16 protein-coding genes and 1 pseudogene are annotated in these 13,495 nt (G+C 61.2%); 8 read left to right on the top strand and 9 right to left on the bottom strand.

All coding sequences use genetic code 11. From position 1 onward, the window contains the following. Window positions 1-24: 24 nt before the first annotated feature. From HNO86_RS05865 to HNO86_RS05850, 4 genes and pseudogenes are all read right to left on the bottom strand, one after another. Window positions 25-132, bottom strand: a pseudogene (locus HNO86_RS05865) (Rho termination factor N-terminal domain-containing protein); the annotation flags it as partial. After that, a complete protein-coding gene (locus HNO86_RS05860) occupies window positions 133-387 on the bottom strand; it encodes a hypothetical protein (RefSeq protein ID WP_175376076.1) in 255 nt (84 codons plus the stop codon). A gap of 44 nt (window positions 388-431) precedes the next feature. Next, window positions 432-770, bottom strand: a complete 339-nt coding sequence (locus HNO86_RS05855) for a hypothetical protein (protein ID WP_175376075.1) — start codon at window positions 768-770, stop codon at window positions 432-434. An 84-nt stretch (window positions 771-854) separates the two neighbouring features. Next, entirely contained in the window at window positions 855-2,060 is a 1,206-nt protein-coding gene (locus HNO86_RS05850; RefSeq protein ID WP_175376074.1) for an MFS transporter, read from the bottom strand. A gap of 245 nt (window positions 2,061-2,305) precedes the next feature. On the opposite strand from HNO86_RS05850, the gene HNO86_RS05845 reads away from it, so the two are divergent. The 6 genes from HNO86_RS05845 to HNO86_RS05820 all read left to right on the top strand — a co-directional run bounded on the left by HNO86_RS05845 (window position 2,306) and on the right by HNO86_RS05820 (window position 8,088). Continuing rightward, window positions 2,306-2,788, top strand: coding sequence for a GNAT family N-acetyltransferase (locus HNO86_RS05845; RefSeq protein ID WP_175376073.1), 483 nt, complete (start codon window positions 2,306-2,308; stop codon window positions 2,786-2,788). A gap of 193 nt (window positions 2,789-2,981) precedes the next feature. Further along, entirely contained in the window at window positions 2,982-3,974 is a 993-nt protein-coding gene (locus tag HNO86_RS05840) for a 2-dehydro-3-deoxygalactonokinase (protein ID WP_175376072.1), read from the top strand. 19 nt (window positions 3,975-3,993) lie between these two features. Continuing rightward, window positions 3,994-4,614, top strand: a complete 621-nt coding sequence (locus HNO86_RS05835; RefSeq protein WP_175376071.1) for a 2-dehydro-3-deoxy-6-phosphogalactonate aldolase — start codon at window positions 3,994-3,996, stop codon at window positions 4,612-4,614. 48 nt (window positions 4,615-4,662) lie between these two features. Continuing rightward, window positions 4,663-5,811: a galactonate dehydratase gene (gene dgoD, locus HNO86_RS05830; RefSeq protein ID WP_175376070.1), complete on the top strand. Its 1,149-nt coding sequence runs from the start codon at window positions 4,663-4,665 to the stop codon at window positions 5,809-5,811. A 103-nt stretch (window positions 5,812-5,914) separates the two neighbouring features. Beyond that, window positions 5,915-7,225 carry an MFS transporter gene (locus HNO86_RS05825; RefSeq protein WP_175376069.1) on the top strand — a complete coding sequence of 437 codons (1,311 nt, stop codon included), beginning with the start codon at window positions 5,915-5,917 and terminating at the stop codon, window positions 7,223-7,225. 59 nt (window positions 7,226-7,284) lie between these two features. Next, the gene (locus HNO86_RS05820) at window positions 7,285-8,088 is read left to right on the top strand and encodes an IclR family transcriptional regulator (protein WP_175376068.1); all 804 of its coding nucleotides are present in this window, start codon (window positions 7,285-7,287) and stop codon (window positions 8,086-8,088) included. Window positions 8,089-8,251: 163 nt separating this feature from the next. Here the strand turns inward: HNO86_RS05820 and HNO86_RS05815 are convergent, their stop codons facing one another. Together HNO86_RS05815 and HNO86_RS05810 are read right to left on the bottom strand one after the other, a co-directional pair. Continuing rightward, window positions 8,252-8,527: a hypothetical protein gene (locus HNO86_RS05815; RefSeq protein WP_175376067.1), complete on the bottom strand. Its 276-nt coding sequence runs from the start codon at window positions 8,525-8,527 to the stop codon at window positions 8,252-8,254. Window positions 8,528-8,671: 144 nt separating this feature from the next. Further along, entirely contained in the window at window positions 8,672-9,406 is a 735-nt protein-coding gene (locus tag HNO86_RS05810) for a thioredoxin family protein (protein ID WP_175376066.1), read from the bottom strand. A gap of 178 nt (window positions 9,407-9,584) precedes the next feature. Here HNO86_RS05810 and HNO86_RS05805 point away from each other — a divergent pair, with 178 nt between their 5' ends. Beyond that, a complete protein-coding gene (locus HNO86_RS05805) occupies window positions 9,585-9,974 on the top strand; it encodes a transcriptional regulator (RefSeq protein WP_175376065.1) in 390 nt (129 codons plus the stop codon). A 117-nt stretch (window positions 9,975-10,091) separates the two neighbouring features. On the opposite strand, the gene HNO86_RS05800 is transcribed toward HNO86_RS05805, so the two are convergent. The 3 genes from HNO86_RS05800 to HNO86_RS05790 all read right to left on the bottom strand — a co-directional run bounded on the left by HNO86_RS05800 (window position 10,092) and on the right by HNO86_RS05790 (window position 12,152). Further along, window positions 10,092-10,961, bottom strand: coding sequence for a DUF6279 family lipoprotein (locus tag HNO86_RS05800; RefSeq protein ID WP_175376064.1), 870 nt, complete (start codon window positions 10,959-10,961; stop codon window positions 10,092-10,094). A 77-nt stretch (window positions 10,962-11,038) separates the two neighbouring features. Beyond that, window positions 11,039-11,761 (bottom strand): TorF family putative porin, encoded by a 723-nt coding sequence (locus tag HNO86_RS05795; protein WP_175376063.1) that lies wholly within the window; start codon window positions 11,759-11,761, stop codon window positions 11,039-11,041. 202 nt (window positions 11,762-11,963) lie between these two features. After that, a complete protein-coding gene (locus tag HNO86_RS05790) occupies window positions 11,964-12,152 on the bottom strand; it encodes a hypothetical protein (RefSeq protein WP_175376062.1) in 189 nt (62 codons plus the stop codon). A 349-nt stretch (window positions 12,153-12,501) separates the two neighbouring features. On the opposite strand from HNO86_RS05790, the gene HNO86_RS05785 reads away from it, so the two are divergent. Continuing rightward, on the top strand, window positions 12,502-13,338 hold the full coding sequence (locus tag HNO86_RS05785) for a S1 RNA-binding domain-containing protein (protein ID WP_175376061.1): 837 nt from the start codon (window positions 12,502-12,504) through the stop codon (window positions 13,336-13,338). Window positions 13,339-13,495 lie beyond the last annotated feature (157 nt).

Below are 13,495 nucleotides of genomic sequence, written 5' to 3'. Positions count from 1 at the left end.
TGCCCGCGATGGGGCCATCAGCTTCTACACAATATTCTGAACCTGACCAGCCTTGCGCAACGCCTCAATCAACTCCTGCTTGCGCATCGACGACCGCCCCGGAATCTTCTTCGCCCGGGCCTCTTTCATCATTCAAACGTCCAGCTTGCGAGCTGCCTCGACGCCGGCGGCGCTGAGTTTGATCGGCAGGTTCAGCGAGTGCTCGCCGGCTTCGTTGCATAGCACATTGCCGTGCTGGATCAAGCCGCGGTCCTGCAGGGTGGCGAGGGTGCTGGCCACGACTTTCTCCCCCCGGTAATTGTCCAGGACCTCCTTGCCCAGACCGTTCGGGTGGGCGTGCAGCAGGCGGGTCAGGACTTCTTTCTCCAGGTTTTTATCGATGTTCATGGTTACCTCTTCATGGCGATGGACAGGTCTTGGAGCGAATGGTGTTACTGGCTCACGCCCCCTTCGGAGCCCGAGCCACCGGTGGTGGTTTTCGAGCCCATGCCGGAGCCGGCATTGTCGGGTGCGCCGGTGTCCGGCTGGTTGAGCCCGCCCTGACGGCCTGCATCGTTGCCTTGGGTGCGCGGGTCGGTGCCGGTGGATGGCGGCAGGCTGTTTTCCATTTCGGCGCCGTTGGTGTTCATGCCGGGGGCACTCTGGATGGCGGGAGCCTTGGGGCTTTCGACCGGGTTGGTCGGGCCGGTGCCGGAGGCAGTGGTCGCCGCGAGGGCGAGGGGGGACAGCAGTGCCGCGAAGGCGAGGGCGGTCAGCCGGGACGTGATCATGGTGGTCTCTCCATTGATTTAGAGTCCTTACCTGATATTGGTCCGCCCTCGCTTCTGATTGGTGCCTGATGGTCGACGAACGGTTCAGGCCTGTTGCAGAGCCCGGTTCGTACTGACTCGCCGCCAGATCAGGCGACCCAAGGTGATCGACCAGTTCAACGCCGCAACCGCCAATACAGTGAGCAACAGCGTCGCCATGCCCTGCTCGACGATGATTTTCCCCGCCAGCAACGGAAAACCGAAGACGCCGATGAAGTACGACAGGCTGAACAGCAGCAGCGATTGCGCGGTGGTGCCGCTTGGCGCCTCATTGGCCGCCAGACCGTTGATCACCGAGTAGGTCAGGCCGTAACCGACCCCGAGCATCACCGCCGCGAGCACGTAGCTGAAACCGTCGTCGACCACGAAACCGAACATCAGGATCGAGCCCATCATCAACCCCGACAGCAGGCACGACGCACGCAGCGGATCGCGCTTGACCACGATGCCTGCGATCAACATGCGGCTGCTGATCGCCGCGCTCATGAAGCCCAGGAAGAACAGCGAATAGTCCAGCGAGCGCGCTGCGGCGTAGCTGGTCTGGAAGCTCGACAGACCGCCGAACACGCAACCGCCGAGGCCGACCATGATGATCGGGAACACCGCCCTTGATTTGAGCACCTGGCGCGCCGCCTGCCAGGAAATCCGCGAGACCGCCGTGGATTGCGTCGAGGCGTTTTTCAGCTGGTGGTCCAGTCGCCAGAACAGCAGTACGCCGATCAGGCTGGCCGCCGCAGCCAGGTAGAACGCCGCGGTCACCGGATAACCCAGGGCGCTCGCCGCGCGACCGAGCAACGGTCCGCTGCCGATCCCGGTCATCATGCTGCCCGAAAGCAGGGCGAAGTATTTGGCGCGCTGCGCGGGGCTGACCAGGCTCGCGACGATGATCGGCCCGAGGGTATAGAACACACCCCAGCCCAGACCCAGCAGCAGGCCGAAGAACAGCAGCAGATTTCCGAAACCGGGTGTCAGTGCAAAGCCCAGGCTGGCGGCCACCAGCAACACGCCGAACAACGCCACCGAACGCGCCGCGCCAAGCAGATCGCACAAGTGACCGGAGAAGATCACCGCCACGAAGGTGCTGAGCATCGCCGCGGAAATCACACTGCCGGCATCGTGCTCGTTGCCGCCGCGCGAGCCGATCAGCAGCGACAGCAGAAACGTCGATCCGTAGGACAGCGACAGCAGGTAACTGGCCAGGCAGAACAGGCCGAATAACTTGCCGGAAACGGGAGGTGTTGCGGTAGACATGAAGCGGTTCCTTGACCTGATAAATGCGCAGGGTGTCTATCTACCACGTTGGGTGCGGATGTTAGGTCTGAGGTTCGTGATGCCAGGGTTAGCGCTCACCGGAGTAATCCACACCGCCGAACGCAGGCTTCGCCAGCTGCTACAGGGTCCGCGGTGCATTCTGATTGGCATCACAGCAAGCCCCCTCGCCACAAAACCTGCGCAGCCTTAGTATGGCGTTTTCCATTTTCCGACAAGGCACGTCCATGACGATCGAAATCCGCCCGGCAACCCCCAGCGATGCTCCGCAAATTCTCGCGTTCATCACTGAACTGGCCGACTACGAACGTGCCCGCCATGAAGTCATCGCCAGCGTCGCCGACATCGAGCGCAGTCTGTTCAGCGAAGGCGCCACCGCCCATGGACTGATCTGCCTGCGCGACGGCGTGGCCATCGGTTTTGCCGTGTTCTTCTTCAGCTACTCCACCTGGTTGGGCAGCAACTGCCTGTACCTCGAAGACCTCTACATCACCCCCGAACAACGCGGCGGCGGCGCGGGCAAGACCTTGCTGCGGCAACTGGCGAAAATCGCCTGCGCCAACGACTGCGGGCGTTTCGAGTGGAGCGTGCTGGAATGGAACACCCCGGCCATCGACTTCTACAAATCCCTGGGCGCGCAGCCGCAGGAGGAGTGGGTGCGCTATCGCATGGACGGCAAGGTGTTGCGCGAGTTTGCTGAAGGTAATTGAAAACAGCCTGAACGCTTAAAAGATCGCAGCCTTCGGCAGCTCCTACACGCCCCCCTGTAGGAGCTGCCGAAGGCTGCGATCTTTTTTTGAATTTGTCTCAATATATGGGATTGATATTTATATATTGAGATTTCCCCGCGCCCGGGTTTATAGTCCTGCTCACTCACTGCCAAAAACCAGAACAGGTGAAGCGATGCAGGCGCAATTGATCGCGCTCGATTGGGGGACGACCTCATTACGTGCTTACAAACTTGCCGAAGGCGGCCAGGTGCTCGAACAGCGTTCGCTGGCGTCGGGGATCATGCAGTTGCCCAAGGCGCCGCGAATCATCAACGGCCGCGAATGCGCCGACGGTTTTGAACTGGCGTTCGACGAGGCCTGTGGTGACTGGCTCGATGCCCAGCCGGATCTGCCGGTGATCGCCTGCGGCATGGTCGGCAGCGCCCAGGGCTGGCGCGAAGCGACCTACCGCGACACCCCGGCGAACGTCGCCAACCTCGGCACCTCCCTGCAAACCGTGCGCAGCCTGCGCGGTGTCGACGTGCACATCGTGCCGGGGGTGATCCAGCGCTCGCGTTTGCCCAATGTCATGCGCGGCGAAGAAACCCAGGTGCTTGGCGTGCTGCAAAGCCTGGCGCACGAAGCGAACGGCGATCTGCTGATCGGCCTGCCGGGCAGCCATTCGAAATGGGTGGAAGTGGCCGACGGCTGCATCGTGCACTTCGATACCTTCATGACCGGCGAAGTCTTCGCCGTGCTCAGCGAACACAGCATCCTCGGCCGCACCCAGCAGCGCGGCGGCTCGTTCGACGGCCAGGCCTTCGATCGCGGCGTGCAGGTGGCGTTGTCGGCGGACGGCGACATCGGCGTGCTGTCGACCCTGTTCAGCGCCCGCACCCTGGGCCTCACCGGCGAGCTCAATGGTGCCGAACAGACCGACTACCTGTCCGGCCTGCTGATCGGCCACGAACTCTCGGCCCTGGCCAACGCTCAACGCCAGCGCCGCAACAGCGTGCACTTGCCGTCGATCGTCCTGATCGGCAATTCCCAGCTGTGCGCTCGCTACAGTCGGGCGCTGAATGCCTGTGGCTTTGCCCGAGTGACCCTGGCCGAGCAGGCCACCGAACGCGGTCTGTGGCAGCTGGCGGTCGCCGCCGGGCTGATCGCCGCCAACCCTTCCCGTTAAACCTGACTGGAGTCCTGAGATGCTCAAGCAAGCACTGGCGCAAAACGGCCTGATCGCCATCCTGCGCGGCCTGCGCCCGCAAGAAGCCGCGGCCATCGGCGAGGTCCTGTACGCCGCCGGATTTCGCGTCATCGAAGTGCCGCTCAATTCCCCCGAGCCCTACGACAGCATCCGCATCCTGCGCGATACCTTGCCCGCCGATTGCCTGATCGGCGCAGGCACGGTGCTGACGCCGGAGCAGGTCGAGCAGGTGAAGGCGGCGGGCGGTCAGGTGATCGTCATGCCCCACTGCGACGCCAAGGTGCTGCGCGCGGCGAAAGCGGCGGGCCTGTCGCTGTCGCCGGGTGTGGCAACGCCCACCGAGGCGTTCGCGGCCCTGGCCGAAGGCGCGGACATCCTGAAGATGTTTCCCGCCGAACAGATGGGCCCGGCCGTGGCCAAGGCCTGGCTGGCAGTGCTGCCGGCGGGAACCATTCTGGCGCCGGTGGGCGGCATCACCCCGGACAACATGCAGCAGTTCATCGATGCTGGCGTCAAAGGCTTCGGCCTGGGCTCCGGCCTGTTCAAACCGGGCATGACGCCCGAGCAGGTTGCGGCCAATGCCAAGGCCTATGTCGCGGCCTGGAAAGCCCTTCGCTAAGACTTTTCCGGCGCCGTGAGCGCCGCATCTAACAAGAGAGACAAGCAGATGAAAATCACCAAACTGACCACCTTCATCGTTCCGCCGCGCTGGTGCTTCCTCAAGGTCGAAACCGACGAGGGCGTGACCGGTTGGGGCGAACCCGTGGTCGAAGGCCGCGCCCACACCGTTGCTGCTGCCGTCGAAGAGCTGTCCGACTACCTGATCGGCAAGGACCCGCGCAACATCGAAGACATCTGGACCGTACTCTACCGCGGCGGTTTCTACCGTGGCGGCGCGATTCACATGAGCGCCCTGGCCGGCATCGACCAGGCCCTGTGGGACATCAAGGGAAAGGCGCTGGGCGTGTCGGTCAGCGACCTGCTGGGCGGCCAGGTGCGGGACAAGATCCGCGTCTATTCGTGGATCGGCGGCGACCGTCCGGCGGACACCGCACGGGCCGCGAAAGAAGCGGTTGGCCGTGGTTTCACTGCAGTGAAAATGAACGGCACCGAAGAGCTGCAGTTCCTCGACACCTTCGAGAAAGTCGACCTGGCCCTGGCCAACGTCGCCGCCGTGCGTGACGCGGTGGGCCCGAACGTCGGCATCGGCGTGGACTTCCATGGCCGGGTGCACAAGCCCATGGCCAAGGTGCTGATGAAGGAACTCGATCCGTACAAACTGATGTTCATCGAAGAGCCGGTGCTCAGCGAAAACTATGAAGCGCTGAAGGAACTGGCGCCGCTGACCAGCACCCCGATCGCCCTGGGCGAGCGCCTGTTCTCGCGCTGGGATTTCAAGCGTGTGCTCAGCGAAGGCTACGTCGACATCATCCAGCCGGATGCGTCCCACGCCGGCGGCATCACCGAGACCCGCAAGATCGCCAACATGGCCGAAGCCTACGACGTGGCGCTGGCCCTGCATTGCCCGCTGGGCCCGATCGCCCTGGCGGCGTGCCTGCAACTGGACGCGGCCTGCTACAACGCGTTCATCCAGGAGCAGAGCCTGGGCATCCACTACAACGAGAGCAACGACCTGCTCGACTACGTGAAAGATCCACGGGTGTTCGATTACGACCAGGGCATGGTGAAGATCCCCAACGGCCCGGGACTGGGCATCGAGATCAACGAGGAATACGTGATCGAACGCGCCGCCGTCGGCCATCGCTGGCGCAACCCGATCTGGCGCCATGCCGATGGCAGTTTTGCGGAGTGGTGAGTTTCCACTGACCACCACAAACTCCCACACTGGATCTCCATGGACTGGAGATCAGCGCACAAGTTTTGGATCGACCTCAATAAACATAACAAGAGGCCCCCCCATGCAACCGCAAACCCTCACCGGGCAGGCGTCTTTGGTGACGCCCAGCCGCAAGCGGTTTTTCATCATGGTCCTGCTGTTCATCACCGTGGTGATCAACTACCTGGACCGCAGCAACCTGTCGATTGCCGCGCCCGCGCTGACCAGCGATCTGGGCATCGACCCGATCCACGTCGGCCTGATCTTCTCCGCGTTCGGCTGGACCTACGCCGCCATGCAGATCCCCGGCGGCTGGCTGGTGGACCGGGTGCCGCCACGCATCCTCTATACCGCCGCACTGCTGCTGTGGTCGATCGCCACGGTGATGCTCGGCTTCGCCGCCAGCTTCATCGCGCTGTTCGTGCTGCGCATGGCGGTCGGTGCGCTGGAAGCGCCGGCCTATCCGATCAACAGCCGCGTGGTCACCACCTGGTTCCCCGAGCGCGAACGGGCCACGGCCATCGGCTTCTACACCTCCGGGCAGTTCGTCGGCCTGGCGTTCCTGACGCCGGTCCTGGCCTGGCTGCAGCATGAGTTCGGCTGGCACATGGTGTTCGTCACCACCGGTGCCGTGGGCATTCTCTGGGCGGTGATCTGGTACGCGGTGTATCGCGAACCCCGTGATTTCAAGGGCGCCAACGATGCCGAAATCGAGTTGATCCGCGAAGGCGGCGGCCTGGTGGACATCCAGTCGGAGCAGGCCAGGGTCAAGGCCAAGTTCAGCTGGAGCGATCTGGGGATCGTGCTGACCAAGCGCAAACTCTGGGGTATCTACCTCGGCCAGTTCTGCCTCAACTCGACGCTGTGGTTCTTCCTGACCTGGTTCCCGACCTACCTTGTGAAGTACCGCGGCATGGACTTCATCAAGTCCGGCCTGCTGGCGTCGCTGCCGTTTCTCGCGGCCTTCGTCGGCGTGCTGTGTTCCGGGTTCTTCTCCGACTTCCTGATCCGTCGCGGTTACTCGGTCGGCTTCGCCCGCAAGCTGCCGATCATCAGCGGCCTGCTGATTTCCACCTCGATCATCGGCGCCAACTTCGTCGAGTCAACGCCGCTGGTGATTGCCTTCCTCGCGCTGGCGTTCTTCGGCAACGGCCTGGCGTCGATCACCTGGTCGCTGGTGTCTACCCTGGCACCGGCGCGCCTGCTCGGATTGACCGGTGGGGTGTTTAACTTCATCGGCAATCTGTCAGCCATCGCCACGCCGATCGTCATCGGTTTCCTCGCCAGCGGTGATTCCTTCGCCCCCGCGATTACCTACATCTCGGTTCTGGCGTTGATCGGTGCACTTTCCTACATCTTGCTGGTTGGCAAGGTCGAGCGTATCAAGTTGTAGTCCAGGCACGCGGGCGACCATAATGCCGCCCGTTCACTCGCTCAACCCTAAGGCTGGATATGCAGGAAGACGCCCCAAAAACCGCCAAGGACGCCGCGCCCACCGGCACCCAGACCCTGCTTCGCGGCCTGGGTGTGGTCCAGGCCGTGGCCAGCGGCGCTCGCGATCTCAAGGAAATCGCCCGGCTGATCGGCACCACGCGCAGTACCACCCATCGCCTGGCCAGCTGCCTGGTGGATGAGCGGTATCTGCGGGTAGTGCCGCAAGTCGGTTACCTGCTGGGGCCCAAGCTCATCGAACTGGGCTTCCAGGCCCGGGAAGAACTGCCGCTGGTGACCCTGGCCGGGCCGTATCTGGACGAGCTGTCGGCGTTGACCGGCGACACCGTGCACCTGGCGATTCGCGAAGGCGACGAGGTCCTGTACCTGCACAAGAATCCGGGGCGCAACGGCCCGGAAATGCGCTCGCGGGTCGGCCATCGCATGCCGCTGGCGCGCACCGGGATCGGCAAGGCGCTGATGCTGGACGACACGCCGCAAGAGTGGCAACGGCTGTACGAAGTCAGCCTGCCGGTGGGTGGGAAAAATCAGTTCTGGCCGCAGCACCCGGAGCAATCCTGGGAGCAGTTCCAGCAGCGCATGATCGAGTACGTGGCCGGTGGTTATGCCTTCGACCTGGAAGACAACGAACCGTCGATCCGCTGCGTGGCCGCGCCCGTTCGCGATGCCAGCCGACGCATCGTGGCCGGGATCAGCATCGCCAGTACGGTGCCGTATATGCCGCTGGAGAAAATGGCTGAGCTGATTCCGCTGATCAAGGGCGTGACGGCGAGGTTGTCGGCGGAGTTGGGGTTGAAGGTTTAGAACGCATCGCGAGCAGTGGATTTGTGTCGGGTGCAGTACTTTTACTCAACACCCATCAAATTGTGGGAGCGGGCTTGCCCGCGATGGCGGCGGCACATTCAACATTGATGTGTCTGAGAAATTGCTATCGCGGGCAAGCCCGCTCCCACAGTTTCAATGTCAGTCAGCTTTCGGCTTTCTTCTCTGCCACGCCCAGCTCCTTGAGGCGCTGGTCAATCAACTGGCACTTGTCCGGCAGATCCTTGGCCGCCGTGCCAAGGTCCATCTTCTGCAACTCATCATTGATCTCCTTGGCCTTGGTCGGGTTCTGCTCGGTCAGCCGGGTGACTTCCTTGGCCAGCTGTTCGCGCTTGGCGGTGGCTTCTTCCGGCGTGCAGGCCCAGACGGGCAGGGCGCAGGCGAGGGTGGCGGCGAGGGTGAGCGTGTGCAGGGTTTTCATGGGGGCAGGCCTCGGGTCCGGTTAAGGCGGGGTAACCGGTTGAGGGCTTTTTAGTGGGAAAAGTTCAGATCGACAAACATCCCGAGAACACCACCGAACTTGTGGGAGCGAGCAAGCCTGCTCCCACAGGGGATCCGGGTGAAGTCAGCTGCCGTGACAGCACCCCGACTTCTGCGCCTGCTCATACTTGTCGTGATGCCGCACCCACTCCATGATCTCCTCTTCATTGCGCCCCTTCGGTGTCAAATCCAGATAGTTATAGGCCCCGACCAGCAAATCCAGGCCCCGGGCGTAGGTGGAATAGGTGTGGAAAATCTCCCCGGCGTCGTTGCGATAAAACACGCTGAGCCCCGGCAGTTCTTCTTCTGAACCATCGGTCTTTTCATAGTTGTAGGTCGCCGTACCAGCGGCCACGTCTTCGGGCCGGGCGGTGACGCCGAAGTCGTAGTTGAAATCGCAACCGGCGGACGATACCCAATCGAAGGTCCAGCCCATGCGCCGCCTGAAGGCCTGGAATTCCTCGAACGGTGCGTGGGAAACCGCGACCACTGCCACATCGTGATGAGCCAGATGCTGGTTGGCGCCGTCGATGTGGTCGGACAGGAACGAGCAGCCGGAGCAGCCTTCCTCCCAGCCTTCGGCGAACATGAAGTGGTAGACGATCAACTGGCTGCGGCCGCCGAACAGGTCGGCCAGTTTCAGCTCGCCCTTGGGGCCCTGGAAACGGTAGTCCTTGTCGATTTTCACCCAAGGCAGGGCGCGGCGTTCGGCGCTCAGCTTGTCCCGTTCCCGGGTGAAGGCCTTTTCGTTGGCCAGGTGCCGCTTGCGGGCGGCGAGCCATTCTTCCCGCGACACGACGGGATGATTCTGAATGTTCATGATGATTTCTCCTGCGTGGAGCTGGGAGTCGGATTACACAGCCTAGTCGTTTGACGTCGGGGCAAATCGACATACCGCCGGTCGGTCGTGAGCAAGACCTCGGCTGAACGGCTAACGCCCGCACCGGTCACAACCTATGAAAGCCCCATCAATCACGGGTACCGGAGGTTGATTCAGGATGACGACTTATAACTGGGATTTGATTGAACGCTTGCTGCACGAAGTGCAGAACGGTGAAGCCAGCTTCACCCCACGGCCCTATGCCGAGCAGTACGCGGCGCAAGTGGCCGCCGAGGGCGGAGAGCCGGAAAACCTCGACCACCTCAAGGCCGTGGCCGGTGAGTATGAAAAGCTGCTGCTGGAGCGGGGGTACATCGAGCCGCGCCCTGAAGAGCAGGGCGGTACCGGTTCGAACTACATTCTGACGATGCGCGGCTCACGCCTGCTTAGCCTGATCGACAGCAGCATCCCCGGCAATGATCATCCGCGGCAGGTGCTGGATGAACAGGAAGATGCGCTGGATGAGCTGACGTTCGATGAGGTGGCGTCAAAGGTGCAGATTGCCTGACCTCCAGTGCCCTGTAGGAGCTGCCGCAGGCTGCGATCTTTTGATCTTGTTTTTGAACGTCAAAAGATCGCAGCCTCGTTTCACTCGACAGCTCCTGCAAGGGGATGTGTGTTGGGTTCAGGATTGTTTTGCGGCCTTCAGGCACTTTAGGTCGCTGAAGTCCTTTTTCACCCCTTCGATTTTCGTCTGCAACCGCTGACGCTGCACCGGCGTACTCTGCGCCATCAGATCCACGAACAGCGAGCGCGCCTGGGCTTCGGTTTTGGCGAAGGCCTGTTTGTATTCCGGTGTCCACAAACGCTCGCGATTGACCAGCAGGGTCTCGATTCGCTGCGCGAAGCCCGGGTCATGACGCTGGGCCACCGCCGCGCTGAACTGCTTCTGCCAGTGCACGCGATTGGCCAGCCACTGGGTGTTCTGGTCGCCCAGGGCATTGGACCAGGTCATGACGCGCTGTTGCTGCACCGGATTGAGCGGGCCGATCCAGTCATCCAGGCGCTTCTCCATGCGCTCGCCGCGCTCCTTGATCTGCTGGTCGAGGGACGGCTTGAGGTACTGCGCCTGACGCTTGCGCTGATCCTTGACGAACGCCTCGTTCATTTCCGCCACCTGCTGGTCGTCCAGGCCTTGCAGTAACTCGACGGCCGAAGGGGTGATCTCCCGGGCGGTCTCGGCGATGGCCTGTTCGGCTTCTTCGGTGCGCGCCTGCAGGGCGGCGTCGGTGACCTGGTTGGTCGCGACCATGGTTTGCAGGCGGTCCAGCCAATCCAGGTAACCGGGCATTTGCGTGGTGCAGTGCCAGCTCAGGTGTTCCTTGAGCCGATCGTTGAACCAGCTTTTCTGCTCGCCGTTCATGTCCAGGTAGTCGCTGAGCGTCCAGGGAATGATCACGTCGAGGTTGCGGTAGGCCAGGCCCATGCGGCTGCACGCGCCCAAGGCGAGGGAGAGGGTGAGTACGAAAGCCAAGTGTTTCAACCAGCGCGACATGATCGAATCCTTGCGAGAGCCTGGTTTCGGAGTCTGATGCTCATGTGAACGCAGAATGAGCCTGGCAGTTCAGCCGATCAATAGAAGCTGCGTTCGGCCTTCAGGGTCAGCAGTCCGTCGCATTGGCTGTTGTGCCCGGAATAGGCCGAGCAGCTGCTGCCGTTGAGGCTGGAGTCGCTGTAGATCAGGTTCAGATCGATGCCCATGAACGGTCGGGAAAATTTCATCGACCAATCGGTAAAACTGCTGACAAAACCACCGTCCACGGCGACCGGCGTGTTCAACCGGTGCGTGGTGTATTTCATGCTGATCCCGATGCCGAACGGTTCATTGCCCCCCAGGTCGGCGAACAGGGTGCTGTTGCGTTTGTCGGGGTCGTTGCTGAAGGCGGCGCCGAAGCGGCTGCCCAGCAAGGTCAGGCCGCCGTAGAGTTCCTGGCTGTCGAGGGTGTCCAGTTGCGGATAGCTGTAATGGATGACGCCGATTTCGTAACCCAGATTCTGGTCGAAAGGCTGTTTAAACCCGGCGTAGGAATCGATTTCGAGTGTGTGTTCGGGGTTGATGCCCGCGCTGGGCGACCATTGGCCGAAATAGAAGCCGCTGTCGTGGGTCAGGTCCAGGCCACCGTGAAATGAGCCTGTGGCCGATGGCTTGACCAGGCCCTGGGCCATGCTGCGACTGGGGCTGGTACCGAGCTTGAGATCGAAATCCCCCAGTTCACGCTGGAAAATCTGACCGTGCGCCACTGAACACGCCAGCAGCGTGCATAGGGGCAACAGGAAACCGAAAGGCTTGAGCACGCTTCACTCCCTTGAACAGCGAGCACAGCTTGAGCTGAAACGCTTGATTTAGACGGGTGCAAGCATACCGGCGAATGCCCGGTAACGAATACCGTTCGTCGATTTTTACAGGATGGATGGCGCAGGAAACAGAAGAGGTCTGGCGTGCGGTCCAAGCGCTTCGAGAGTCAAAGCGCCTGTGGACCCGATAAAGCTGAAATGATTACTTCTTGCCCAGGCTGATCTGCTTGGACGGGGTGAATGTCTGGCCGCTGACACCCTTGGCAATTTGCTGGATTTCACCGCCGGATTTGAGGAACGCAGCGATCTGGCTGTTGAGCGACTCGCTGGTTTCGACGGCTGGAGCTGGTTTTACTGGGCTTTTGGATGCTTTTACGCGCATGGCGGCCATTAACCTTCAGGAAATTAAAATGGCCAGGCATCGTACAGGAATAAGCCGTCATTTGCTTGGTTAATATCCCAGGGATATTCAGACGGACATGAATTACGGGCAAATAATTACTTTTCAAACTTCCTCTAAGTCGCTGTTTTAAATAAAAAACAGGGTCGGGAAAATTTCAGCTTGCAGGCTGGCGGCGAGCGAGCCCAACCCCGGCCACGGTCTGACGAACGGCCGCTTGCCCCTGCAAAGGTCGCGAAAATGAAGGCCTGGGATGGATTTTCTCGTGAGGCGGACTCGGCCGCCCGACGCGACCGGTAAAACCGGGTAGAATGCCGCCCACGTAATGAGGGTATTGGACATGGCTTTAGTCGGGCGTTACAACAGTTTGCAAGTGGTTAAACACACTAACTTCGGTTTATATCTGGACGGTGGCGCGGACGGCGAAATTCTTTTGCCCAATCGTTATATTCCAAAAGATATTCCCAGCGAAGATGAAGACTGGCTGAACGTTTTTGTTTATCTGGACAGCGATGACAAACTAATCGCAACTACTGAAAAGCCGAAAGTTCAGGTGGGTGAATTCGCCAGTTTGAAAGTTGTTGAAGTCAACAGCATCGGTGTGTTCCTCGACTGGGGGCTGCCGAAGGATCTGTTGCTGCCGTTCTCGGAAGAGAGACGTCAGATGAAGGCCGGCGAATATGCCGTGGTGCACGTTTATCTCGACAAGCACACCCGTCGCATCACCGCGACGACGCGTCTGGACCGCTACCTGGACAAGACCGCGGCCAACTACAGCCAGGGCCAGGAAGTTGATCTGCTGGTCGCCGAAGCCACCGACATGGGCTTCAAGGCGATCATCAACAACAAGCACTGGGGCTTGATCCACAAGAATGAAATCTTCAAGTTCATGCGCGCGGGCAAGCAGGAGAAGGGCTACATCAAGGAAGTGCGTGCCGACGGCAAGATCAGCCTGAGCCTGCAACCGGTGGGTCAGGAAGCGGCCACCAGCCTGAACTCGAAGATCCTCGCCCGGTTGCGCGAGAACAACGGCACCCTGGCGGTCAGCGACAAGAGCGATCCGGCGGTGATCAGCGACATGTTTGGCGTCAGCAAGGGCAACTTCAAGAAGGCCATCGGTGCGTTGTACAAGAATGGCCAGATCGTTATTCATGCCGATCGTATCGAGTTGACCTGATAACACCTCGCCCGTGTAGGAGCTGCCGAAGGCTGCGATCTTTTGATTTTAAGAAGCAAGATCAAAAAATCGCAGCCTTCGGCAGCTCCTGCAGGGGGACAATTTCAGCCCCGACCCTGTGTCGGGGTTTTGCTTTTTTTCTGCCGAGTCATTGTCA

Source organism: Pseudomonas sp. C1C7 (assembly GCF_013359595.1).
Classification (GTDB): Bacteria; Pseudomonadota; Gammaproteobacteria; order Pseudomonadales; family Pseudomonadaceae; genus Aquipseudomonas.
Note: the sequence above shows the minus strand (reverse complement) of the source record. Positions and strands in the feature narration are given on the sequence as shown.